General features: G+C 69.3%; 19 protein-coding genes. 5 read left to right on the forward strand and 14 right to left on the reverse strand.

Annotated features, from left to right (window positions below; all coding sequences use genetic code 11):
• Nucleotide 1: 1 nt before the first annotated feature.
• Together choW and J2S76_RS14715 are read right to left on the reverse strand one after the other, a co-directional pair.
• Nucleotides 2-853 (reverse strand): choline ABC transporter permease subunit, encoded by an 852-nt coding sequence (choW, locus tag J2S76_RS14710; RefSeq protein WP_307061399.1) that lies wholly within the window; start codon nt 851-853, stop codon nt 2-4.
• Nucleotides 854-1,061: 208 nt separating this feature from the next.
• Entirely contained in the window at nt 1,062-2,024 is a 963-nt protein-coding gene (locus J2S76_RS14715) for a choline ABC transporter substrate-binding protein (RefSeq protein ID WP_307061401.1), read from the reverse strand.
• Nucleotides 2,025-2,415: 391 nt separating this feature from the next.
• Between J2S76_RS14715 and betB the strand changes: the two genes are divergently transcribed.
• Both betB and betA read left to right on the forward strand, forming a co-directional pair.
• Nucleotides 2,416-4,584 (forward strand): betaine-aldehyde dehydrogenase, encoded by a 2,169-nt coding sequence (gene betB, locus J2S76_RS14720; RefSeq protein ID WP_307061403.1) that lies wholly within the window; start codon nt 2,416-2,418, stop codon nt 4,582-4,584.
• The gene (betA, locus tag J2S76_RS14725; protein ID WP_307061405.1) at nt 4,584-6,254 is read left to right on the forward strand and encodes a choline dehydrogenase; all 1,671 of its coding nucleotides are present in this window, start codon (nt 4,584-4,586) and stop codon (nt 6,252-6,254) included. Before betB ends, betA begins: the two co-directional genes overlap by 1 nt.
• Nucleotides 6,255-6,277: 23 nt before the next feature.
• Here the strand turns inward: betA and J2S76_RS14730 are convergent, their stop codons facing one another.
• The 7 genes from J2S76_RS14730 to J2S76_RS14760 all read right to left on the reverse strand — a co-directional run bounded on the left by J2S76_RS14730 (nt 6,278) and on the right by J2S76_RS14760 (nt 15,932).
• A complete protein-coding gene (locus J2S76_RS14730) occupies nt 6,278-7,171 on the reverse strand; it encodes a phosphatase PAP2 family protein (protein ID WP_307061407.1) in 894 nt (297 codons plus the stop codon).
• A gap of 406 nt (nt 7,172-7,577) precedes the next feature.
• A complete protein-coding gene (locus tag J2S76_RS14735) occupies nt 7,578-8,366 on the reverse strand; it encodes an electron transfer flavoprotein subunit beta (RefSeq protein ID WP_307061409.1) in 789 nt (262 codons plus the stop codon).
• Nucleotides 8,363-9,556, reverse strand: coding sequence for an electron transfer flavoprotein subunit alpha/FixB family protein (locus J2S76_RS14740; RefSeq protein ID WP_307061411.1), 1,194 nt, complete (start codon nt 9,554-9,556; stop codon nt 8,363-8,365). Before J2S76_RS14740 ends, J2S76_RS14735 begins: the two co-directional genes overlap by 4 nt.
• Nucleotides 9,553-11,484: a DUF3483 domain-containing protein gene (locus tag J2S76_RS14745; RefSeq protein WP_307061413.1), complete on the reverse strand. Its 1,932-nt coding sequence runs from the start codon at nt 11,482-11,484 to the stop codon at nt 9,553-9,555. The genes J2S76_RS14740 and J2S76_RS14745 overlap by 4 nt, the downstream gene beginning before the upstream one ends.
• Before the next feature lie 382 nt (nt 11,485-11,866).
• Nucleotides 11,867-13,906: an NADH:flavin oxidoreductase gene (locus tag J2S76_RS14750; RefSeq protein WP_307061576.1), complete on the reverse strand. Its 2,040-nt coding sequence runs from the start codon at nt 13,904-13,906 to the stop codon at nt 11,867-11,869.
• 120 nt (nt 13,907-14,026) lie between these two features.
• Entirely contained in the window at nt 14,027-14,809 is a 783-nt protein-coding gene (locus J2S76_RS14755; protein ID WP_307061415.1) for a YoaK family protein, read from the reverse strand.
• Nucleotides 14,810-14,951: 142 nt separating this feature from the next.
• On the reverse strand, nt 14,952-15,932 hold the full coding sequence (locus J2S76_RS14760; protein ID WP_307061418.1) for a GlxA family transcriptional regulator: 981 nt from the start codon (nt 15,930-15,932) through the stop codon (nt 14,952-14,954).
• A 163-nt stretch (nt 15,933-16,095) separates the two neighbouring features.
• Here J2S76_RS14760 and J2S76_RS14765 point away from each other — a divergent pair, with 163 nt between their 5' ends.
• Nucleotides 16,096-16,818, forward strand: a complete 723-nt coding sequence (locus J2S76_RS14765; RefSeq protein WP_307061419.1) for a hypothetical protein — start codon at nt 16,096-16,098, stop codon at nt 16,816-16,818.
• A gap of 140 nt (nt 16,819-16,958) precedes the next feature.
• Here the strand turns inward: J2S76_RS14765 and J2S76_RS14770 are convergent, their stop codons facing one another.
• The 3 genes from J2S76_RS14770 to J2S76_RS14780 all read right to left on the reverse strand — a co-directional run bounded on the left by J2S76_RS14770 (nt 16,959) and on the right by J2S76_RS14780 (nt 20,564).
• Nucleotides 16,959-18,125 carry an FAD-binding oxidoreductase gene (locus tag J2S76_RS14770; protein ID WP_307061421.1) on the reverse strand — a complete coding sequence of 389 codons (1,167 nt, stop codon included), beginning with the start codon at nt 18,123-18,125 and terminating at the stop codon, nt 16,959-16,961.
• 186 nt (nt 18,126-18,311) lie between these two features.
• A complete protein-coding gene (locus J2S76_RS14775; RefSeq protein WP_307061424.1) occupies nt 18,312-19,571 on the reverse strand; it encodes an aromatic ring-hydroxylating oxygenase subunit alpha in 1,260 nt (419 codons plus the stop codon).
• Nucleotides 19,572-19,775: 204 nt separating this feature from the next.
• On the reverse strand, nt 19,776-20,564 hold the full coding sequence (locus tag J2S76_RS14780; protein ID WP_307061426.1) for a DUF4394 domain-containing protein: 789 nt from the start codon (nt 20,562-20,564) through the stop codon (nt 19,776-19,778).
• Between the two features lie 166 nt (nt 20,565-20,730).
• Here J2S76_RS14780 and J2S76_RS14785 point away from each other — a divergent pair, with 166 nt between their 5' ends.
• Both J2S76_RS14785 and J2S76_RS14790 read left to right on the forward strand, forming a co-directional pair.
• The gene (locus tag J2S76_RS14785) at nt 20,731-21,300 is read left to right on the forward strand and encodes a sigma-70 family RNA polymerase sigma factor (protein ID WP_307061428.1); all 570 of its coding nucleotides are present in this window, start codon (nt 20,731-20,733) and stop codon (nt 21,298-21,300) included.
• A complete protein-coding gene (locus tag J2S76_RS14790) occupies nt 21,297-22,022 on the forward strand; it encodes an anti-sigma factor (RefSeq protein ID WP_307061430.1) in 726 nt (241 codons plus the stop codon). The genes J2S76_RS14785 and J2S76_RS14790 overlap by 4 nt, the downstream gene beginning before the upstream one ends.
• Nucleotides 22,023-22,032: 10 nt before the next feature.
• On the opposite strand, the gene J2S76_RS14795 is transcribed toward J2S76_RS14790, so the two are convergent.
• Nucleotides 22,033-23,085, reverse strand: coding sequence for a GlxA family transcriptional regulator (locus tag J2S76_RS14795; protein ID WP_307061432.1), 1,053 nt, complete (start codon nt 23,083-23,085; stop codon nt 22,033-22,035).
• Between the two features lie 82 nt (nt 23,086-23,167).
• The gene (locus J2S76_RS14800) at nt 23,168-24,532 is read right to left on the reverse strand and encodes an L-serine ammonia-lyase (protein WP_307061434.1); all 1,365 of its coding nucleotides are present in this window, start codon (nt 24,530-24,532) and stop codon (nt 23,168-23,170) included.
• Nucleotide 24,533 lies beyond the last annotated feature (1 nt).

Raw genomic sequence — 24,533 nt, forward strand, 5'->3', positions numbered from 1 at the left:
TTCAACCCTTTCGCGAGCGCCGCTCGGGCCGCTTGCAGACGCGGTCGAGCACGATGGCGAGGACGACGATGGCGAGGCCCGCCTCGAAGCCCATGGCGATGTTCACCGAGTTCAGCGCCCGCACCACCGGCTTGCCGAGGCCGTCGGCACCGACCAGGGCGGCGATCACCACCATGGACAGGCTGAGCATGATGCACTGGGTGATGCCGGCCATGATGGTGGGCAGCGCATAGGGCAGTTCCACCTTGAACAGCAGCTGGGTCTTCGTCGCCCCGAAGGCCTTGCCGGCCTCATAGAGAGCGGGCGGCACCGAGGAGATGCCGAGATGGGTGAGGCGGATCGGCGCGGGGATGGAGAAGATGACGGTGGAAATCAGCCCCGGCACCGCGCCGAGCCCGAAAAGCACAAGCGTGGGAATGAGATAGACGAAGGTCGGGATCGTCTGCATCAAATCGAGGATCGGACGGATGGCGGTGTAGAGCCAGGGCCGGTGCGCGGCGGCGATGCCGATCGGCACGCCGACGACGACGCAGACCAGCGTGGCGCAAATGACCAGTGAGAGCGTCTCCATGGTCGCCGACCAGTAGCCGAGATTGGTGACCAGCAGCAGCGCGCCGACGATGAACACCACCAGGCCGATGGAGCGGTGCACCAGCCAGGCGGCGAGGCCGAACAGGGCAATGAGGAGAAGCGGCGGCACCCAGAGCAGCGCCTCGGTGAAGCCGCCGATCAGCGACCCCAGCACCAGCGAGACGAAATCGAAGAAACCCTGACCATGCGTGGTGAGCAGGTCGACGAAGTCGCGGAGCCAGATTCCCAGCGGAATCTTGTGCTCGGTCAGCCAGTCATACATCGGTTGCGTCCCCCCGCGGCGATGAGCAGATTTATCTCGCCGTGGCCGAGCGGACCTCCGGCGTTGCTATCCCTCGTCATGGCCGGTTTTGCCCGGCCATCCCCGTTTTTTTCGCGTGGCTTACCCCCAGGCCGAGGGCTGTCATCCCCGGGCGGGCCCGGGGATGACGGCTCCACGCTGCGCTCGCGTTACCCGAGAGCGGCCAGCGTCAGAGCTTGAGCGCGGCCTTAACCGCCGGCACGGCCGGCTTGCCGTCGATGGTGGTGACGCCGGCGAGCCAGGGCTCCCACACGGTCGGGTTGGCCTTCAGCCACTTGTCGGCCGCCTTGGCGGGCTCCATGCCGTCGAGCAGGATATAGCCCATCACCACATTCTCGGTGTCGAGCGAGAATTTCAGGTTCTTGATCAGCGTGCCGACATTCGGGCATTCGCTGGTATAGCCGGTACGGGTATTGGTATAGATGGTCGCGCCGCCATAGTTCGGGCCGAACACATCGTCGCCGCCGGTGAGATAGCTCATCTTGTACTTGGCATTCATCGGGTGCGGTTCCCAGCCGAGGAAGACGATGGCTTCCTTGCGGCGGGACGCCCGCTCGACCTGGGCGAGCATGCCCTGTTCACTGGATTCGACGAGATCGAAGCCCTTCAGGCCGTATTTGTCGTCCTTGATCATGTCGAGGATCAGGCGGTTGCCGTCATTGCCCGGCTCGATGCCGTAAATCTTACCGCCCAGCTTGTCCTTGAACTTGGCGATATCGGCGAAGGACTTGAGGCCTTCGTCATAGAGATAGGTCGGCACCGCCAGCGTGTACTTGGCGCCTTCGAGATTGACGCCGATGACCTCGACCGTCTTGTCGTCGCGATAGGGCTTCAGATCGGCTTCCATGGTCGGCATCCAATTGCCGAGGAAGACGTCGATATCCTTGGTCTGCATGGATTTATACGTCACCGGCACCGAGAGAACCTGCGTCTTCGGGGTGTAGCCGAGGGCTTCCAGGATCGAGGAGGCGAGGGCGGTGGTGGCGGTGATGTCGGTCCAGCCGACATCGGCGAAGCGGACCGTCTTGCAGGCCGCCGGCTCGGCAGCCTGGGCCGCGTCGCGGGGCTGGGGAGCGAGGCCGAGCGCCAATCCTAGGGCGGCGGCGGCCATGAAATTGAGCATGCGCATCATTGTTGTTCCCGTTGGCATCCTGGCAGGATCATGGAACCGGCATGGCCTGACGCCAAGCCCGGTACGGCCGGAATCGACAAGTCGGGGACGGCGGGGTCTCTCGGTGCCCTGAAGGGCCCGGCCCGCTCCGCCCGGATGCGGCCTCTGGAGGCTTCTTTTGAACAGCTATTCAAAACGCGATCGGACCATTTGTCACGCGCAATCTTTGCCCAGAAATGACGAATTTACGACGCTTTTCGAGGCTGTTTGGCGAATTGCGCCGCGCCGGTAGAAGCATTACGACACCGCTGCGTGACACGCCGACGGGAAGCCGGCAGGGATTGCCGGCAGGTTTGATCCATGTATTGTACGAGCATTCAATAGCTCCCTTCCCGTCGATCAGGAGGTGCCGGTGGCCCGGGCGAATGCGCAGGCGCAGAAGCCTCAGGCGCGGTTCGATGAGGTGGACGATCAGGCCAGTGAGTCGCGTGTGGACGACACCCGCCGGCGCGCGCCGGAGGATGTCCGCCGCCGCCAGCTGATCGACGCCACCATCGAGTCGCTGGCCGAAATCGGCTTCAACGCCTCCACCCTGGCGCAGATCGCCCGGCGGGCCGGCGTCTCGCCCGGGCTGGTGGCGCATTATTTCGGCGACAAGGACGGGCTGCTGGAGGCGACGCTGCGTCACCTCTCGCTGCGGCTCTACCGCGCCACGGCGCAGCGCCTCGCCGCCGCCGACACGCCGCGTGGCCGGGTGCAGGCGCTGATCGACGCCAATCTGGCGCCAGAGGAGTTCGACCAGCGCACCTCAAGCGTCTGGCTCGCCTTCTGGGGGCAGGTGCTGCATTCCGAGCGGCTGCGCCGGGTGCAGCGCATCTACCAGGCCCGCATGCTGGCCAATCTGCGCCACGATCTGCGTGGGCTGGTCGCGCCCGGTGACGTGTCCCGCATCGCCATCACCATCGCCGCCATCATTGACGGGCTTTGGCTGCGCTCTTCGCTATCGGCCGCCGGCGAGACCGATTCGGTCAGCGCCCGGCAGGTCGCCTCGCTTTTCGTCGACGCCCAGATCGCCGCCGCCGCGCCGGCGCTCTCCACCAACGGACCCGCGCTCATGACCACCCGCCCCACGCTGCACGCCAACCATATTGGCGGGCAGTACCGCCCGCATGGCGGCGCCACCTTCACCACCTCGAACCCCGCCACCGGCGAGGTGCTGGCGGAAATCGAAATCGCCGGCGAGGCCGAGGTCGAGGCGGCGGTGGTCGCCGCGCGTAAGGGCCAGAAGATCTGGGGCGCGATGACCGGCGCCGAGCGCGGCCGCGTGCTCAAGCGGGCGGTGGACCTGCTGCGCGCCCGCAATGACGAGCTGGCGCATCTGGAGACGCTCGACACCGGCAAGCCGATCCAGGAAACCAGCATCGTCGACGTGCTCTCGGGCGCGGACTGCATCGAATATTATGCCGGCCTCGCCGCCGGCCTCTCGGGCGAGCATGTGGATCTGGGCCCCAGCGCCTTCGGCTATACAAGGCGCGAGCCGCTCGGCATCGTCGCCGGCATCGGCGCGTGGAACTACCCCTTGCAGATCGCCTGCTGGAAATCCGCCCCGGCGCTCGCCTGCGGCAATGCGATGATCTTCAAGCCGGCGGAACTGACCCCGCTCACCGCGCTGAAGCTGGCGGAAATCTATGCCGAGGCTGGGGTGCCGGAGGGCGTGTTCAGCGTGGTGCAGGGTTTTGCTGATACGGGCCGCCTGCTCACCCGCCACCCCGCCATCGCCAAGGTGTCTCTCACCGGCGAGGTCGGGACGGGAAAGAAGGTGATGGTGGATGCCGCCGGCTCGCTGAAATATGTGACGCTGGAACTGGGCGGAAAATCGCCGCTCATCGTGTTCGAGGATGCCGATCTCGACGATGCGGTATCAGGCGCCATGCTGGCGAATTTCTATTCCGCCGGCGAGGTCTGCTCCAACGGCACCCGCGTCTTCGTGCATGAGAGCGTGCGCGCGGCCTTCCTCGAAAAGCTCACCGCGCGCGTCGCGAAGATGGTGGTCGGCGACCCGCTCGACCCGGCCACCCAGGTCGGCGCGCTGATCTCGCCCGAGCACATGGAAAAGGTGCTCGGCTATATCGCCAAGGGCAAGGCGGAGGGGGCGACGCTGCTGGCCGGCGGCCACCGCGTCACGACAGGGGCGCTGGCCAAGGGCTGCTTCATAGCCCCCACCGTGTTCGATGGCTGCGATGAGGCGATGAGCATCGTGCGCGAGGAGATCTTCGGGCCTGTCATGGCCGTGCTGTCCTTCACCGGGGAGGACGAGGTGATCGCCCGGGCCAACGACACCGAGTTCGGCCTCGCCGCCGGGGTATTCACCAAGGATCTCGCGCGCGGCCACCGGGTGATCGCGCAATTGCAGGCCGGCACCTGCTGGATCAACGCCTACAACATCACGCCGATCGAACTGCCCTTCGGCGGCGCCAAGCAGTCCGGCCTCGGCCGCGAGAACGGCAAGGCGGCGATCGAGCACTACACCCAGCTGAAGAGCGTCTATGTCAATCTCGGCCGCGTCGAGGCGCCTTACTGATGCAGAGCGGCGCGCACGACCTCTATGACTATGTCATCATCGGCGCCGGCTCGGCCGGCTGCGTGCTGGCCGACCGGCTGAGCGCGGACGGGAGCAACCGCGTCCTCGTGCTGGAATATGGCGGCTCCGACCGTTCCGTGTTCATCCAGATGCCGAGCGCGCTCTCCATCCCGATGAACATGAAGAAATACAACTGGATGTATGAGACCGAGCCCGAGCCGGGCCTTGGCGGGCGGCGGATGCACTGCCCGCGCGGCAAGGTGCTGGGCGGCTCCTCCTCGATCAACGGCCTCGTCTATATGCGCGGTGCGCCGGCGGATTTCGACCGCTGGCAGCAGGAGGGCGCGCAGGGCTGGTCCTATGCCGATGTGCTGCCCTATTTCCGCAAGGCGGAAAGCCGGCGCGAGGGTGGGGATGAGTATCGCGGCAGCGACGGCCCGCTCGCCACCCGCTATGGCACGCTGGAAAACCCGCTCTACAAGGCCTTCATTGAGGCCGCGCAGCAGGCCGGCTACCCCCCAAGCGACGACGTGAACGGCTACCAACAGGAAGGCTTCGGCCGCATGGACATGACCGTCAAGGACGGCGTGCGCTGGTCGGCGGCCAATGCCTATCTCCGGCCGGCGATGAAGCGGGCGAACCTGAAGGTCGAGACCCATGCGCGGGTCGAGCGCATCCTGTTCGAGGGCCGCCGCGCCGTCGGCGTGCGCTGGTCACGCGGCGGGCAGAGCCATGAGGTGCGGGCGGCGCGCGAGGTGATCCTGTCGGGCGGCTCGATCAATTCACCGCAACTGCTCAAGCTCTCCGGCATCGGCAGCGCCGACGAGCTGCTGCCGCTCGGCATCGAGATGGTGGCGCACCGGCCGGGGGTGGGGGAGAATTTGCAGGACCATCTGGAAATCTATTTCCAGCAGGCCTGTACCCAGCCGATCACCCTCTATTCCAAGATGGGGCTGATTCCGCGCGGGCTGATCGGCGCGCGCTGGCTCTTGAAGAAGGACGGGCTCGGCGCCACCAACCATTTCGAGGCCTGCGGCTTCATCCGCTCGCGCCCCGGCATCGCCTCGCCGGACATCCAGTATCATTTCCTCCCCCTCGCCGTGACCTATGACGGGCAGGGGCTGGCGAGCGAACATGGCTACCAGGCGCATGTCGGGCCGATGCGCTCGAAGAGCCGGGGCTGGGTGCGGCTCGCCTCCGCTGACCCGTTCGCGGCGCCGCGCATAAGGTTCAACTACCTCTCCCATCCCGACGACCGCACCGAGTTCCGCGCCGCCGTGCGCCTCACCCGCGAGATCTTCGCGCAGGAAGCGTTCGCGCCCTATCGCGGGCGGGAAATCCAGCCGGGGGCGGGGGTGATCAGCGATGAGGCGATCGACGCCTTTGTGAGCGAGAAGGTGGAGAGCGCCTATCACCCCTCCTGCACCTGCCGGATGGGGGCGGTCTCCGACCCGCTGGCGGTGCTGGACCCGCAGATGCGGGTGATCGGGGTGGAGGGGCTGCGGGTGGTGGATTCCTCCGCCATGCCCTCGATCACCAACGCCAATCTCAACGCGCCGACCATCATGCTGGCGGAGAAGGCGGCGGACCATATTCTCGGCCGGGCGCTGCTGGCGCCGTCCAATGCGCCGGTCTATGCCGCGCCGAACTGGCAGAGCGCGCAGCGCTAGAGCGCGACACGGGCGGGGCGTTGCTACAGGTTCGGCGGGTTCGGGCCGGCCGGCGTGCCGGTGCCGGCCGCGGGAGCGCCGTTAGCTGCGTCGCGGGCCGCGGCGCGGGCGGCGGCGCCGGGATGGACCGAGCGCTCGGCACTGCGCAGGCGGCGGGCGGCACGGTAGGCGGCGGCGGCCTGCCGCCCTATCCAGCCGCGAAGCGCGGCGCGGTCATCGGCCCAGCGCTCGCCCAGCGCGGTCAGCCGCGTCTCCAGCGCCGCATCGGACAGGGTGTCGCGATAGCGCACGAAGATGAGGTGATGCAGCACTGCGGCCAGGATCACCATCAGCCCGACCGAGATGAGCACGTCGGAGAGGAAATGCCCGCCAAAGGCGATGCGGTTCAGCCCGACCGCGGCCACGAACAGCCCGATCAGCGCGCCGACCGGTCCGCGCCATTCGCGCGGCAGGAACAGGATCAGCGGCAGCAGGCAGGCGGTGAACGCGGCCTCGCCGGAGGAGAAGGAGTGGTTGCCCAGCCCCTGCGGGCCAATCACCCACGGGTTCCCGAACGGCCAGGGGCCGCCGAATTCGGTGACATTGAGCGGGCGCGGGCGGCCCCAATAGGGCTTGAGGATGCCGTTCACCAAGAGGCCCGGGCCGAGCAGGAACAGCGGGATGAAGAACAGCGCCATGCGCGGGGGCAGCAGGCTCTTCTTCGCCGGGAAGGAGAGCTTGAGGATCAGGCACACCAGCACCAGCAGCGGCAGAAACAGCGAGACGTTGGAGGCAAAGGTGCGGAAATCCTGCAAGAGGCCGATTTGGGCAGCGGGAAACCCCTTGCCGGGCACGTAGAACAGGCCGGCAAAGGCGAGATCAATCTGCGGGACGAGATAGAAAAAAAACGACAGACAAGCCGTTGCGAGAAGAGCCATCAGCAATGGCGCGCGAAAAAACCTGTCTTCCGTGTCGCCGGGAGGAGTGGTCTGGAACGCCATTTCAGTCGTGTCTGTCTCGGAAGGCCAAAGGGGAAAAGCACGCGCATGTGACGGTCGGATCAAGGCGCGGCGGGCGGGCGCACGGCCCCGGCGCGCCGGTTTCAGCCGGCCCGGCGCAGGGCGTCACCGGGGAGCGATCGGCGGGGCTGGCCTGCGGATCCGGCACGCGAGGCGGGCTCGCGGGATGTGCTCATGAACGGTTCCCCCTCTCGCGCATGCGTCGCCGGCCCCCCGGGAAGCGGTAGCTTGTTAGCTTCTCTTCGTGGCAAATGCATGTGGAAACGCGCGGCACGCCAGCGCAAACTTTGCCGCTGTCCGCTGGCAATCGCCTGACAGCGGCGCCTCAGCGCCCCGCCGGCAGGCCGAGCGCGCGCAGATGCGCCAGAATCTCCCGCGCCGCCTCTTCCGGGGCGGGATCGACCAGCAGGCGGCCGCCGCCGCTCGCGGCCTCGGTGGCGGCGCGCAGCCGCTCCAGTGCGCTCGCCCCGGTCGCCGCCTTGGCGATGAGCTTCGGGCGCGGGCGATAGGCGCGTTCCTCTACATCAGGCGCGGGGGCGGGAGCGGGCGGCGCCTCGCGGGTTTCCACCCGTCCCCGCCGCATTCCGGCAAAGGCGAAGGGCAGCGGCGCCGGGGCGGCGGAGTGGACGGTGACGAGCGCTGGCAGCCTCACCACCAGACGCCGCCGGGCGCCGCGCGCCAGCGCCTGCTCGACGCCGAGCGTGCCCGGCGCCTCGCCCGGCGCCAGCCCGGCGGCATCGGCGATAATTGGCAGGCCGAGCGCGCGCGCCAGCGTGTAGGGCAGCAGGCCGGCATCCCAGCCACCCTGTCCGGCGCGGCCGGCGAGGATGAGATCATAGCCGCCCGCCGCCAGAGCGGTGGCAAGGGCGGGGGCGGGGTCCGCCGTACCCTCGCCGCGCAGATGGATGAGATGGGCGAGGCCATGGCCGAGCGCGTCAGTGAGCGGGCCGAGCTCCGGCCCGGCATGCAGGCCGGTGACGTCGCCACCGGATTGGCCGCCGCATTGGGCGGCGAGATCGACGGCGAGCCGCAGCGCCTGAAGCTCCACCGGCACCGGGGCGGGGCGGCCGGACACGCTATGCCGGCCGGCAGAGAGCAGAACCGCGATTTTCATGATGCGCGCTCCTGTTGTAGCAGCGCCAGCAGCGCCGGCATCACCTTCTGCGCGTCCGCCACGATGGCGAGGCCGGCGCGTTCGATCATCGCGGCGTGCAGGTCGGTGTTGACGGCGATCACCTGCTCGCATTTCGCCACGCCCTGCAGATGCTGCGGCGCGCCGGCAATGCCGAGGGCGAAATAGACCCGTGCGTCCAGCACCGTGCCGGAGGCGCCGACCTGAGCGGCGCGCGGCATCAGCCCGGCATCGCACAGCATGCGGCTGGCGCCGGGCGTGGCGCCGAGGACCGCCGCCAGCGCGCGGAAGGCGTTGAGATCACTCACCCCATTGCCGGCGGAGACGACGAAATCGGCCTCCGCCAGCGACACTTTCGCCGGGTCGGCGGGGATGAACTGCGCGGAGAGAAGGGCGCCGCTGGTCGGCTGCGGGAAGGAGAACTCCACCGGCAGCGCCTCGTGCAGCGTCCCCGCATGCGGGGCGACGGCATCCGGCGCGAGGCTGATCAGGCGCGGCGGGATGCGGCGCTGTTCCACCCGCCGGCCGCGCGCGGCGCGGGTCACGGCCTTGGGGCTGAGGCTCTCCGTGCCGGCGAAGAAGGGCTCGCCCGAAAGGGCCGCCAGCCGGCGGGCGAGATCGCCGCCGTCAGCGCTTTCCGGGAACAGCACATGGCGCAGATCGAGCGCGGCGAGCGCGGCGTGGAGCGCCAGCGCCTTGGCTTCGGGATCGTAGCCGGAGACGGGCAGCGCCAGCACGCGGTCAGCCCCCGCTTGGCCGAGTTCCTCGCCCGGCTGCTCGACAAAGGCCAGCACCGCCCCGCCGCCTTCATCCGCCAGCATCCGCGCCGCGCCGAACAGCTGGCGATCATGGGCGGAGAGCCGCCCGCCCGGCGCATCCGGCACCACGGCGACGAGATAGGCCGGCTGCGCGATCACCACGAGGCGCGGCGCGGCGTCCACCGGCGCGGCGAGGGCGTTTGGCGCGGCCGAGACCACGGCCACGCGCTGGGCGCGGTCCAGCCGGCGGCGCAGCGTGCCGGGCACGAGGGCGAGGCGTTCCTCCGCGCGGGGATCACGGCGCAGGCGGCCGGTGGTGGCGGGCATCGCCGCGAGATCGAAGCGCGGCCGGGCGCCGCCGGCGACAAGATGGGCGGCGCGTGCCGCGCGTGGGTCCTTGCGCGGGCGGCTCATGCCGGCACCTGCGCCGACCGTGCGGGCGTGGGGCCGGCCTTCTCCACCGCCATCAGCACCAGCTCGGCGATATCGTGCACCGCCGGGCGCTCGCCGGTGACGCCTTCCAGCATGGCGGAACATTGCGGGCAGGCGACCGCGACAATGCCGGCGCCGGTGGCGCTCGCCTGCGCCATGCGGATGTCAGGAATGCGCCGCTCGCCCTCGATGTCGGAGACCGGCGCGCCGCCGCCGCCGCCGCAGCACATGGAGCGCTTGCCGGAACGTTCCATCTCCAGCCGCGCGATGCCGAGCCGGTCGAGCAGGCGGCGCGGCGCCTCCACCTCGCCATTGTAGCGGCCGAGATAGCAGGGGTCGTGATAGGTGACACGCGCCTCGTCCAGCGCGCCGAAAGCGAGCCGCCCCGCCGCCGCCAGCTCGTCGAGGAAGGCGGTGTGGTGCACCACCTCATAGGCGCCGCCGAAGTCGCGATATTCGTTGCGCAAGGCATGCAGAGCGTGCGGGTCGGCGGTGAGGATGCGGGCGAAGCGATAGCGCGACAGCGTGTCGATATTGGCGCGGGCGAGGCGCTGGAAGCTGGCCTCGTCGCCGAGCCGGCGGGCGAGGTCGCCGCAATCGCGCTCCTCTTCGCCAAGCACGGCGAAATCGACCTTCGCCTTGTGCAGCAGGGTGACGAGCGCGCGCAGCGTGCGGCCATAGCGCAGCTCATAGGCGCCTTCGCCGAGCCAGAGCAGCACCTCCGCCTCGCCCTTCGCGGCGATCAGCGGCAAAGTGAGGCCGGCGGCGAAATCGGTGCGGGATGTGAGCGGGCGCCCGCCCGGCTCGTCGGCATAGCGCAGCTCCATCAGCGGCGCGGCGGCCCGGGCCGGCACGGCCCCGAGCTCCAGCGTCTGGAAACGGCGCAGATCGAGGATGGCGTCGACATGCTCGATCATCATCGGGCATTCCTCGACGCAGGCGCGGCAGGTGGTGCAGGACCACAGCGTGTCCGGATGGATCATCGCCCCTGCGCCGACGATCGGCAGGCCCGGCCCGCCAACCCCGGCCACGGGCCGCGCGTTCGGGTAGGGGCTGCCGGCATAGGCCGCGTTGGTGGCGCCGGGCTGCAGGCTGGCGGCGAGGTCCTGGATCAGCCGCTTCGGGTTCAGCGGCTGGCCGGCGGCGAAGGCGGGGCAGGCCACCTCACAGCGCCCGCACTGGATGCAGGCATCGAAGCCGATCAGCCGGTTGAAGGCGAAATCCTCCGGCAGGGCGACGCCGAGCCGGGGCGCGTCGAGGTCGAGCGCGGCCAGCGCGGTGGCGCGCTCGCCATTGAACCGCCCGGGGCGGGGATGGGCGACGAGGTGGGCGGCGCCGGCAAAGGCGTGGCGCATCGGGCCACGGTCGATCTGCCATGCGAGGCCGAGGCCGCCGACCGCCGCCAGCGCAAGGCCGAGCAGGCCGAGCGGCCACAGCGCGCCACCGAGCGAGGCGTCGAGCGCGACGAGGAAGCCGCCGCCGCTATAGGCGGCGAGCAGCAAGGGCAGGATCTGGAAGCGCCCGCCGGAAAGCCGCGCCGGCTTCACCGGCAGCCGCCGCCGCCCGACCATCGCCCCGCCGGCGAAGGCGGCGGCGAAGGCGAGCGCGGTGAGCCACCAGAACAGCCTGATATCGCCGAGCGCGGGGATGAGCCCGAGCAGGGCGAGGCCCGAGCCGGCCAGCAGCCCGCCGGCGGCCAGTGCGTGCATGCGCGCGGCGTAACGATCGCGCCCCACCACATGGTGGACATCGACGAGGTAGCGCTTCGGCAAGGCGATGAGCCCCGCCGTCCAGTCCACCTTCGCCGCGCGGCCGATGCGCCACAGGCCCGCACGGCGCATGGCGAGAGCGCCGGCGAGGAGGACCATGGCGAGGACGGTGAGGGAGAGGAGGAAAGCGAGGTCAGTCATCGGCGGACCTCGCGGGGGGGACGCCGCTGCCCCTCACCCGGCCCTTCGGGCCGACCTCTCCCCGTCGGGGAGAGGTGAAGAGGGCGCGCCAGCGGATGAGGCGAGGAAAAACGGCATGGGCGCGGAAGCCCTCTCCCCGTGGGGGAGAGGGTGGGGTGAGGGGGGCAGGGGCGGCCGGGCGCCGTCAGGACGGTCAGTCTGTCCGGCGCCGTCATCCCGGACGGCCGCAGGCCGCGCCGGGATCGCGTGCCGACAGATGCCTCTCCTGCGTGCGATCCCGGCTCTACGCCCTGTGGGCTCCGGCCGGGATGACGGGGGTGAAGGCCCATCCTTCGAGGCTCGCTCCGCTCGCACCTCAGGATGACGGTGCTCATGATCGCCCTCACAGATCCTTGCAGAGCCGGAGCGAATCGTAGAGCGCGGCGTGGATGTTGCGCCCGGTCCAGGCGTCGCCGACGCGGTAGAGCGCGAAGCCCTTCTGGCCGGTCCAGCGCGGCGCGCGGCCTTCGATGAGGGCGTCGAGATCGGTCTCGCCATCATTGACCGAGGCGCCGCGCAGCGCCTCGAACAAGGCATCGACCGGGAGCGTGCCGTAATCGACCACGACGCGGTCGACCACGCGCTCCTCCTCCGCCTCGGTCATGGTGTTGCGCAGGGCGGCGATGAGGCGGTTGCCCTCGGGGTAGATCTCGATCAGCTCGGTATTGGGGGTCATGACCACGCCGAGCTTGTAAAGCTCGCGCAGATGCACCGGCTTGTTGGTGGTGCCGACCTCCTGCGCGATCTGCACATCATGCGTCACCATCTCGACCAGGCAGCCCTTCTTCGCCAGCGCCTCGGCGGTGGAGGCGGCGTTGTGGCCGCCGATCTCGTCGAACAGCAGCACCGAGCCGGTGGGCTCGACCCGGCCGGTGAGGATGTCCCAGGTGGAGACGGCGTGCTCGTGCCCCTTGGCATGGCCGAGATTGGGCACGCCGCCGGTCGCCATGATCACCACGTCAGGCGCTTCGGCGGCGATGTCTTCCGGCGTGGCTGCGCGGCCGAGGCGGATGTCGACGCCCTTCTTCTGGACCTGTCCGTAAAGCCAGCGCGGAATGCCGGACAGCGCCTCGCGCCAGGTGGCCTTGGCGGCGATGTTGACCTGGCCGCCGACGACGGCCTCCTTCTCGAACAGCACCACGGAGTGGCCGCGCTCGGCGCAGACGCGGGCGGCTTCCAACCCGGCCGGGCCAGCGCCGACCACCACCACCTTGCGCGCCACCTCCGCCTTGGGGATGACGTGCGGCATGGTCGCCTCGCGCCCCGTCGCCGCGTTCTGCAAACACAGCGCGTCGCCGCCGACATAGATGCGGTCGATGCAGTAGCCGGCGCCGACGCATTGGCGGATGTCGTCGTCGCGGCCTTCCATCAGCTTCTTGACGAGGTGCGGATCGGCAATGTGGGCGCGGGTCATGGCGATCATGTCGACATGGCCTTCGGCGACGGCGCGGGCGCCGGTGGCCAGATCCGTCACGCGCTGGGCGTGGAACACCGCGACGTCCACCTCGCGCTTGATGGCGCTCGGCAGATAGAGGAAGGGCGCGACGGGAAACGACATGTTGGGCAGCGACAGCGCATGGGACATCTCGTCCCGCGCCTGCCCGCCGACCACATTGAGGAAGTCGACCAGGCCCGCCCGCGCATATTCCGTGGCGATGGCGACGCAGTCCTCATGGTTCAGCCCGTCGGCGATCAGCTCGTCGCCGGACATCCGCATGCCGATGACATAGTCGTCGCCAGTGGCCTCGCGCATGGCGGTGAGCACTTCCTTGCCGAAGCGCATGCGGTTTTCCAGGCTGCCGCCATACTCATCGGTGCGCTGGTTGACGGAAGGCGACCAGAACTGGTCGACCAGATGGCCATGGGCGGCGGAAATCTCGCAGCCATCCAGCCCGCCCTCCTTGCAGCGGCGGGCGGCATCGGCGAAGGCCTTCACCACGCGGCGAATGTCGTGCTTGTCCATCGCGCGGGGAATGGTGCGCGAGGCCGGCTCGCGCCGCACCGAGGCGGAGAGGGTGGGCAGCCAGTTCTCCGTGTCCCACTTCGTGCGCCGGCCCATATGGGTGAGCTGGATCATCAGCTTGGCGCCGTGCGCGTGCACGCGCTCGGCAAATTGCTGGAAATAGGGGATGACGCTGTCATCGGTGACGGAAATCTGGTTCCACGGCGCGGCGGGGCTGTCGATCGCCACCGAGGAGGAGCCGCCGAACATGGTGAGCCCGATGCCGCCCTTGGCCTTTTCCATGTGGTAGAGCTGGTAGCGCTCCTGCGGCTTGCCGTCCTTGCCATAGCCCGGCGCATGGGAGGTCGACATCACCCGGTTGCGGATGGTGAGGCCCTTGATGGTCAAGGGTTTGAGAAGTGCCTCGGCATTGGCGATCATGATGGTCGGCGCGCTCCTTCGCCTACGCATTCTAAACCCGTCCTGACACGATAGGTCGCATGCGCCTATGCCGGACAGAAGATTTGCGCCATCGCGCCGGTAGCGTTGCGACCGAGCCGCTCAGCGCAGCAGGATGCGCAGCGCCGAGGGGCCGGCCAGCGCCAGCACCAGCAGCGCCAGCGGCACCGCGAAGACGAAACCGACATAGTTGAACCCGACCGCGCCGACGACGCCGCCACCGAAGAAGGCGGCGAGGAAATAGCTCAAAAGTTTCAGCTTTTCCCGGTCGGCCAGCACCAGCGGCCCGCTGACGCCGCGCCGGCGGCGGTTGGAATAAAGCAGCTTGCCCAGCTCGATGCCGATATCGGTGACGACGCCGGTCATGTGGGTGGTGCGGATCTTGGCGCCCGACATCTTGGTCACGGTGGCGTTCTGCAGCCCCATGATGAAGCACAGCACCGCCACGGCGAGGCCGAGCATGAGGCCGGAGGTGCGGGTAAAGGGGCCGATCGCGGCGAAGGCCAGCAGCAGCAGCGCTTCCAGCGTCAGGGGCAGCGAATATTCGCGCCCGGCGACATGCAGCCGGCCCCAGTTCACCAGCAGCGCCGAGGTTGCGGCGCCCACGACGAAGGCGGTGAGCGCGCCGGCGGCGGCGAAAACGAGGTCCATGGCGCCCAGCACCGCCTGGTCGGCGGCGGAGGAGATGATGCCTGACATGTGCGAGGTGTACTGGCCCACCGCCAGCAAGCCGCCGGCATTGGTGGCGCCGGCGACGAAGGTCATCGGCAGACCGAGCCAGGCATCGGCGAGCGGCGTGCGCTCGGGCGCCAGCATGCCGGACGTCAGGTCGCTGTAACGGGCGGCCAGCTTGCGATAGCCGGTCGGGTTCACGGGCGCATTCATCGGCGCATTCATCGGCGCATTCATCCGGCGCAGTCAGGACCGCACGCGGCGGGGGCCGCGTTCAGGGGGGAGGGGCAACAGGCCTGTGTAATTAATACCACGATCGGGCCGGCGCCAGAGCGGAGAAGTGCGTGCGGCATGCTCAGGCGTTTGGGCGCGCTGGCGCGGGCGGCACCGCCTCGCGCCGCTCGCGGCTGGGCGGACGGCCGAAATGGCGGGCATAGGCCGTGGAGAAATGCGCCGCCGACTGGAAGCCGCAGGCCAGCCCGACATCGGTGACCGGCAGCGGCGAGAGGCGCAGCAATTCGCGCGCCCGCTCCAGCCGCAGCCGCAGCTGATAGGCCGCCGGGGCGACGCCGAGATGGCGCTGGAACAGCCGCTCCAGCTGGCGGGCGGACACGCCGAGCCGGTTGGCGATGCCGGAGACCCCGAGCGGCTGCTCGATGGCGGCCTCCATCAGCCGCACCGCGCGGGCCAGTGTCGGGTCGGGCAGCAGCGGGCGCGGGCGGGCGGCCACCTTCTCCGCCCGGCGCGGGGCGCGGTCGACGATGAACTGCTCCGACACCTTGTCGGCCAGGGCGCGGCCGCCCTTGGCCTCGATCAAAGTGAGCATCATTTCCAGCGGCGCCACGCCGCCGGTGCAGGTGAGCCGGTCGCGGTCAATGGCGAAGGCCTCCTCGACGAAGTCGATGCGGGGGAATTCCTCGCGCAGCGCCGGCAGGTTTTCCCAATGCACGGCGCAGCGGTAGAAATCGAGCAGCCCGGCCTCGGCGAGGACGAAGCTGCCGGTGCACAGCGCGCCCAGCGCGACGCCGCGCCGGGCGAGGCGGCGCAGCGCGTCGGCGATGGCGGGGGTGGCGGCGTGGCGCACATCAATGCCGCCGCACACCAGCAGCAGGTCGAGCGGGCCGGCCTCGGCCAAGGCGTGCGTGGGCGACAGGCTCAGGCCATTGCTGGCCACCGCCGGCGTGCCGTCGATGGTGAGAATGCGCCAGGAATAAAGCTCGCCCTCGGTCACGTAATTGGCCATGCGCAGCGCTTCCAGCGCGTTGGCGCAGGCGATCATCGAATGGTTCGGCAAAGTGAGGAAGCCGATGCGGGTGAGGGAGGCGGTGTCGCGCACGTCGGAGGCACCCGGGGAATAGCTTGCCCAATGTTGCTGGGGATGATGTTCGGAAAGCGGCGCGCAGGATTACCTCGGCTTCGTCACCGGCCGGCGCCAATCATGCCGCAAAATGGTCGCCAAAACAGGGAGAAATGCGACGAGATAACGGGGGATTCCTTCCATGCGGCCGATGATGCATTCGCGCTCCACCTTCCAGTCCTGGCTACCCGGCCGCATCATGCTGCCGGTGGGCTTCGCGCTTGCCATCGCCGCCGGCACCTATGTGATCGCCGAGAGCAATGGCTATGCCCGTGGCAAGGCGGACGAGGCCGGCGCGCTGCAGGCGCAGGAGAGCGTGAAGACGCTGGCCCGGCTGGTGGCTCAGCCGGTCGATCTCGCCGAGGAGCCGACCGAGAAGGGCGACCAGCTGGACATTCCCACCATGATCCGCGCCATCGAGCCCGGCGCGGTCTACAAGCCGCCGCAGAAGGCCGCCGCCAAGGCGGTCGCCCCGCACGTGACGACAGGCGAGGCGCCACTGTCCAGCGATATCACGGTGGCCTCGCTGCCGGCCGGGGTGGAGCGCTTCGACCAGTGCGGCGCCCGTTGCGACAGCCGCGACCCGATGGTGACTCACGCGGAAGCGCCGCTGGTCGTCGGCGGGCAGCCTGAACCGGCCGCTGCGGCTTCGCCGGTCGGCGTGCCGCGTGATCTGGCGGCCGCTCCGGTTATCGTGCCGCCGGCACCGGTTGTCGCGCGGGTGGAGGAGCCCAAGGAAGGCTTTCTCGGCCTGCCGCCGATCCCCACCGCGAGTGAAATCGTCGACCGCACCGTCGAGGGCACCAACCGGGCCTATGACGGCATGAAGCAGGCGGTGAACGGCGCGCTCGACTTCTGGCGCTGAGGCTTTCCTCGGCAGGCCGTCATCCCGGACGGAGCCGGAGGCTTCGAGCCGGGATCGCCCCCCGACGAACGTGACGATCCCGGACAGGGCCTGCGGCCCTTCCGGGATGACGTTTTACTGTCTGTGCGGGCGGCGACCGCTCAGCGATCCACCACAAGATTGCTGGTCGGCTTGGAGCAGCACAGCAGCGCCATGCCGGCGTCGATCTCGCGCTGGCGGATGCCGCCGCCATGCTTCATCTCGACCGTGCCCTCGATGAGCTTCGACTTGCAGGTGCCGCACAGGCCCTTGGAGCAGGAAGACGGCAGGCGCACCCCGGCGCGGCGGGCGGCGTCCAGCACGAACATGTCGGAGCGGCACTCGATGCTGCGCTTCTGCTTGGCGAACTCGACGGTGTAGGTGACGACCGGCGCCTCCAGCGCCTCCGGCACCGCCTGCAGCAGCTCGGCCGACACCACTTCCGCCGCCACGTCAGGCTCGGCCCGGGCCAGTTCGGCGAAGTCGAAGCTTTCCTCATGGTGGCGGGACATGTCGAAGCCGGCGCCCTTCAGCAACTCGCGCACCGCCTTCATGAACGGCGCCGGGCCGCAGACGAAGATTTCGCGCTCGGCATAGTCGGGTGCGACATGTTCAAGCACGCCAAGGCTGACCCGGCCGCGCAGGCCCTGCCACGGCGCGCGCGGGCTGTCGGCCTCGCAGACCGGGGCGAAGCGGAAGGCGCCCGGCTGGTTGCGCGCCATCAGCTCCAGCTCCTCGCGGAAGATGATGTCGGCCGGCGAGCGGGCGGCGTGGACGAAGACGATGTCGCGCGACGTGCCGAGGTCGTGGAAGGTGCGGGCCATCGACATCAAAGGGGTGATGCCGCTGCCGCCCGACAGGAACAGATATTTCGGCGCGGGGGAGGGGGTGCCCTGCAGGAAGCAGGAGAACTCGCCCATCGGGCCGACGGCGCGCAGGGTGGAGCCGACCTTGATGTGGTCATGCAGATGGTTCGACACCGGCCCGCCCGGCACGCGCTTCACCGTGATGGCGATGGTGTGCGGGCGTGTCGGCGCCGAAGCGATGGTGTAGCAGCGATTGATCGTCTCGCCGCCGATCTCCAGCTCCAAAGTGAGGAACTGGCCGGGCTGGTAGCGGAACAGGCACGGCTGCTGCGGCGCCAGCACGAAGGTCCTTACGTCCGCCGTCTCCTCGCGGATGGCGAGGACGGTGAGCGCGTCGTCGGCCTCCGGGTTCCACTCGGCCAGCGCGCCGGTCAGGCGCAGCGCGGCGGGGTCTGGCAGGACGGTGGGGGTGGGCGCGTGCATGGGGGCGGGTTCCGATTATGAGCGACTGTCCCGGCGGATCAGCCATGCGCCCTCTCCCCGACGGGGAGAGGGGTGGGGGGAGGGGGCTACGCTTGGGCCGTCCCGTAACCCCTCACCGACCCGCTTCGCGGGCCACCTCTCCCCAACGGGGAGAGGATGAGAGGACATTCAGGCGTCTGCCCGCCGTCACCGCCCCAGATGCGCGGTCATCCGGTTGATGTACCAGTTGCAGAACTTGTCCACGAGCATCTCGGTGTGCGGGGAGTACGGGCCGGGCTCATAGGCCGGGCTGCGGGCGCCGTCCTGGCAATAGCCGACCAGTTCCGAATCCTGGTCGTTGGTGGCGTCCCACACGCCGGTGAGGTTCTCGATCGTGTAGTCGACACCTTCCACCGCGTCCTTGTGCACCAGCCATTTGGTGCGCAGCAGCGAGCGCTCGGCATCCAGCGGCAGCACCGAGAACACCACCGCATGGTCGGACATGAAGTGGTGCCAGCTATTGGGCTGGGTCCAGAAATGCAGCGCGCCGTGCTTGGGGTCGTTGATGTGGCCGAGCAGCTTCTTGCACGCGGCCTTGGTGTCGTTGGTGTGGCTCTCGCCGTCGCCGGCCAGTGGCAGGCGCTCGGTGCGGAAGCCGGTCGCCATATCGTCGAGATGCTCCATCAGGGTGGAGGGGAAGCCGCAGCTTTCCCATTCCTTATGGCTGTTCTTGAGCAGCTTGTCGTAGTCCTCGGCCTCCTTGCGCTCATGCTCGTCGAGCTCCTCGGGGGCGAAGCCGAAGCCATAGGCGAAGAGCGGCACGGTCAGCTCGGGATGGTTGCCCGCGCAGTGATAGCACTCGCGGTTGTTCTCCATGGTGAGCTTCCAGTTGCCGGGCTCGATGATGTCCTTCTCGAAGGCGACCTTGGCGTTCTTCAAATCGTGCGGGGCGAGATAGGGCGCCATCTTCGCCGCCATCACCTCGAAATCTTCCGGCGGCTCGTCGGCCAGGCACACGAACAGCAGTCCTTCCAGCGAGCGCACATGCACCGGCTTCAGGCCATGGCAGGAGGCATCGAAGCCTTCGCCCATATGCGAGGCGGCGAGCAGCTTGCCGTCGAGGCCATAGGTCCAGGAATGATAGCGGCAGACCAGGTTGCCGACCGTGGTCTTGTAGTCGTGCACGATCGGCGCGCCGCGATGGCGGCACACATTGTGGAAGGCGCGGACCTCGCCATCATCGTCGCGCACCAGGAAGATGCTGGCCTTGCCGATCGCGAGCGTCATGGCGTCGCCCGGCTCGGGAATATCGGGGTCGACGCCGACGAACAGCCAGTGATGGCCGAAGATCACGTCCATGTCGGCCGCGAAGATCTCGGGGCTGGTGTAGAACGGCGCCTCCAGGCTGTAGCCCGGCTTGCGGCGGCGCAGCAGCGCCTTCAGCGGCGTGGCGGTCGAATCCAGCATCGTCTGTTCTCCCTCGCGCGGGTTCCCGGCCCCGCTTGTCGTCTGGAATTGTTCGACGGAAGCGCGACGCTGACTTTGCTGGAAGCGACAGACAATTCTCTGGACGCGACATTCCGACCGTGCGCGCAACGGGAAAGGACGGCGCGTTGCCGCGCCGCCCTCTCCGTGGTTCGCAGGTGTCGGAAAGGCTCACGCCGCAAGGGCTCACATGGACGGCAGGATGGCGATGTCGTGCACCTCGCCCGCGACCCCGGCGATCTTGCCAGCCGCGGTGGCCTTGCCGGTGGCCAGATCAACCGCATAGAGCGTGTCGCCGGCCATCAGCCAGCCCTCATTGGCGCCGGCCGGGGTGGTGACGATGTCGAAGGCGTAGGTGTCGCCGGTGACGCCGAGCTTGCCGACGGAATTGAGCACGCCATCATTGGGCGGAGCCTGCTTGACCAGGGTGCCGGCGGTGGCGTCGATGTCGTAGAGCGCGGTCTCCTTCGCGCCCTTCACCGAATTGGTGTAGGCGCCGGCGACGACCTTCGAGGGCTTGCCCTTGTGCATGTCGCCCTCGGCGTAGTTCAGCACGCCGTCCGTCGTCACCTTGCCGTCGTCGACATTGGCGCGCAGATTGGTGCCGTCGCTGCCGATGACGCGCAGCCGGTCGGCCACCGGGTTGAAGTCGACCGTGGCCATGGAGCCGGCCGGCAGCATGGTGGAGAGCGTGGACTTCTTCATCGCCTTGCCGCTCATCGGATCGATGGTGACGACGGTGCCGTCGGCGAACAGGCCGTAGAGCATGCCGTCGGCCGGGCGCACATCGATGCCGACGAGCTTGCCTTCGCCGGCGACCGTCATCGGCGTGCCGGCCTTGGCGGCCTTCACATCGACGAGGACGATGCGATTGCCGTCGAGCAGGGCGGCGACGGACTGCGCCTGCGCGCCGGTGGTGGTGAAGGCGAGGCCGGTGACGGCGCTGAAGGTGAGGGCGATCATCGAGCTTTTCATGGTGGCGAACTCCGTTTCGCGCCGAACCCGTGTCGGCTGGGACAGAGCGGCTACACACGGGAATCGCCGGCGGATGCAGCAAGGCGCGAAAAAATCTCTTGCCGTTGCATCCGAAACCGCCGGTGTCGCGTAAGAGTACCAAGCCTTACTTTGCGGGAGCCGCCCGATGACGACCCTGCTGCCCACGCTCGAGGGCGCCACCGAGGACGACCTCGCCGAGGCGCTCCATGGCTGCGCGCGCGGGGATCGCGCCGGGCTGCAGCTTCTCTATGACCGGCTGGCGCCAAAGATGACCGGCGTCGCGCTGCGCATGCTGCGCCGGCGCGATCTCGCCGACGAGGTGGTGCACGACACCTTTCTGCGGATCTGGGACAAGGCCGACAGCTTCGATGCGGCGCGCGGCCGGCCGACCTCCTGGGCCTTCGCCATCCTGCGCAACACCGCGCTGAATGTGCTGCGCGGCGAGGGGCGGATGGAGCTGGTCGGCGATTTCGAGGCGATCGAGCCGGCCAGCGAGGAAGCCGACGCCGAGACGCTGGTCATGGCGCTCTCCGAGGCCAGCGCGCTCAGGCGCTGCCTCGACCGGCTGGAGCCGGCGCGGCGACGGGCGATCCTGCTCGCCTATATGCGCGGGCTGACCCATGGCGAGCTGGCGGGAAGGCTCGGCGTGCCGCTCGGCACCGCCAAGGCCTGGATCCGCCGCAGCCTGCTCACCCTGCGGGAGTGCATGACATGAGCGCGGATGAGCGCGACCGGCTGGCGAGCGAATATGTGCTCGGCCTGCTCGATGCGGAGGAAATGCGCCGCTGCGAGGAAAGGCTGGCGCGCGATGCCGGGCTCGCCGTGCAGGTGGAATTGTGGCGGGCGCGCCTCGCCGAATTGGATGCCACTGCCGCCCCGGTGACGCCCGATCCGGCGCTGTGGCCGCGCATCGAGGCGGCGCTGGCGGTGCCGGCACCGAAGGCGGCGCGCCCGACGCCCGCTCGCCCCTCGCGGCTGGCGACATGGTGGGAGAGTCTCAGCCTGTGGCGCGGCTACGGTCTGGCGGCCTCGGCCGCGTTGGTGCTGCTCGCGATCGGCACGGCGCAGCTGGCGCGGCAGGCGGCGCAGGCGCCGGTGCTGGTGGCGGTGCTGCTCTCGGACCAGAACCAGCCGGCGGCGGTGGTCAACGCCTTCCGCGACGGGCGCACCGAGCTGTTGGCGCTGAGCGCGCTCAAGGCGCCGGAAGGCAAGTCGCTGCAGGTGTGGACGCTGTGGGACCGAGAGCGCGGGCCGGTCTCGGTCGGCCTCTTGGAGGCGATGCGCAATGTGGAACTGAGCGTCGAGGGCCTGCCGCGCCCCGCCGCCGCGCAGCTCTATGAGGTGACGCTGGAGCCGGCGGGCGGCTCGCCCACCGGGCGCCCGACCGGGCCGATCCTGATGAAGGGCAATGCGAGCCCGACCGAGACCGGCATTTAGTAAGCGCGCGCTACTCGAACAGCCGCTGCGCCGCCATGCTCTGCACCGCCACCGGGGCGCGGGCGCGGGCATCAGACGGGGTGAAGCCGTGCTGCGCCTTGAACTGGCGGGAGAAATGCGCGCAGTCGGAAAAGCCGGCCTCCAGCGCGATGTCGGTCACCGAGCGGCCTGTCGTGTCGAGCAGGAAGCGGGCATAGCGCAGCCGCAGCCGCCGGTAGAACTCCGCCGGGCGCTGGCCCATCACGGTCTGGAACAGGCGTTCCAGCTGCCGGGTGGAGAGCTGCAGCCGGCGGGCGATGTCGGCAATGGGGAGCGGGTCCGCGAGGTGCTGCTCCATCATCAGCAGCGCCCGGCGCACGCGGTCGTCCGCCACCAGATCGGCGATCGGCGGGTGCGGCTGGGATTCGGTGCCGGGGCGCTGGCGGTCCAGCAGCAGCACGTGGCGGCTTTTCTGGGCGATGGAGCGGCCGAGGAACTTCTCCACCAGTGCGGTGGCGAGATCGGCCGCGCCGCCGCCGCCGGCACAGGTGATGCGGTCGCCATCGATGACATAGAGCCGGTCCGCCACCGGGGTGTGGTGGGGGAATTCCTCCATGAAGTCCTGATAGTGATACCAGGAGACGCAGCAGCGCCGCCCGGTCATCAGCCCGGCGCGGGCCAGCACGAAGCTGCCGGTGCACACGCCGACCAGCGGCACGCCGGCACGGGCGGCGCGCTTCAAATAGGCGATGCTCTCCTCGTCGAGCTGCTGGCCGCCATGCAGCAGGCCGCCGACGACGATGATATAGGCGAAATTCGCCGGGTCGGTGAACGGGCCGGAGGGCGCCACGGTGATACCGCAGCTGGCGCGGATCGGCTCGGGGTGCGACGACATCACCTGCCAGCGGGCGAGGATGGGGCGCGAGCGGTCGCCATCATCGGCGGCGAGGCGAAGCTGATCGACGATCAGCGAAAAGGCGGAGAGGGTGAAATTGTCGGCGAGGATGAAGCCGACATTCAGCGCCGGCGCCGCCGCGTGCGCGGGGGGCGTCATGCCGGGAGAGGTGGGTCGCTGCTGGTTCATGGCCTGCTCCTGCAGGTAGCATAGCAAATTTGCGGCCTCAGGTAGCAAGGGGGTTGCAGATGCCCGTTCGCGTCACCTGCGTTCAGCATTCCGGCAGGTTCACGGCGAGGCCGCCCAGCGAGGTTTCCTTGTATTTCGAGGCCATGTCGCGGCCGGTCTCGCGCATGGTGACGATGACCTTGTCCAGCGAGACGATGTGGGTGCCGTCGCCATGCAGCGCCAGCGAGGCGGCGTTGACCGCGCTGATGGCGCCAAAAGCGTTGCGCTCGATGCAGGGCACCTGCACCAGCCCGCCAATGGGGTCGCAGGTCATGCCGAGGTGATGCTCCATTCCGATCTCGGCGGCGTTCTCCACCTGCGCCGGCGTGCCGCCCAGCGCGGCGGCGAGCCCGCCCGCCGCCATCGAGCAGGCCACCCCGACCTCGCCCTGGCAGCCGACCTCGGCGCCTGAGATCGAGGCGTTGATCTTGAACAGCGCGCCGATGGCGGTGGCGGTGAGCAGGAACACATGCAGCCCCTCCCGGTTCGCGCCGGGGCAATGGTCGCGATAGTAGCGCAGCGTTGCCGGCACGACGCCGGCCGCGCCATTGGTGGGGGCGGTGACGACGCGCCCGCCGGCGGCGTTCTCCTCGTTCACCGCGATGGCGTAGAGGCTCACCCAGTCCATGATCTCGTGCGGGGTGGGGGCGTTGCGGGCAATGAGGGCGTCGCGGATCGCCTTGGCCCGGCGCTTCACCTGCAGCCCGCCGGGCAGTTCGCCCGAGGTGGCAAGGCCGCGATCGATGCAGGCCATCATCGCCTCGACCACACCGTCGAGACGTGCCTCCACCTCGGCCGGCGGGCGGCGGACGTGCTCATTGGCGAGGACAAGCTCGGCGATGGAGCGTTTTTCACGCGCGGCATAGGCCAGCAGCTCGCGGGCGTTGCGGAAGGGATAGGGCAGGGCGAATTCGTCCGGCGCGGGCGGCTGGCCGACCTCGTGCTCAGGCACGACGAAGCCGCCGCCGATGGAGCACCAGCGCGCCTCATTGAGCAGCCCGCCATCGCCGGCGAAGGCGCGGAAGGCCAGCGTGTTCGGGTGCTGCGGGGTGGGCGAGACGCCATCGAAGACGATGTCGCGGGCGGCCTCGAAGCCGATGCCATGGGTGCCGCCGAGCGGCAGACGGCGCTCTTCCGCCACGCCGGCAATGAGCGCCTCCGCCTGGTCGGGGTCGACATTGCGCGGGTGGTTGCCGGCGAGGCCGAGCATGACAGCCTTGTCGGTGCCATGGCCCTTGCCGGTCCAGGCGAGCGAGCCATAGAGCGTCACCTCGACCCGCGCGGTGCGAGCCAGCGCGCCCTCCGCCGCCAGCGTCTCGGCAAAGCGCAGGGCGGCCAGCATCGGCCCCACCGTGTGCGAGGAGGACGGGCCGATGCCGATCTTGAAGAGCTCGAAGGCGCTGATCATG

It is taken from the genome of Ancylobacter vacuolatus, assembly GCF_030813595.1.
GTDB lineage: Bacteria > Pseudomonadota > Alphaproteobacteria > Rhizobiales > Xanthobacteraceae > Ancylobacter > Ancylobacter vacuolatus.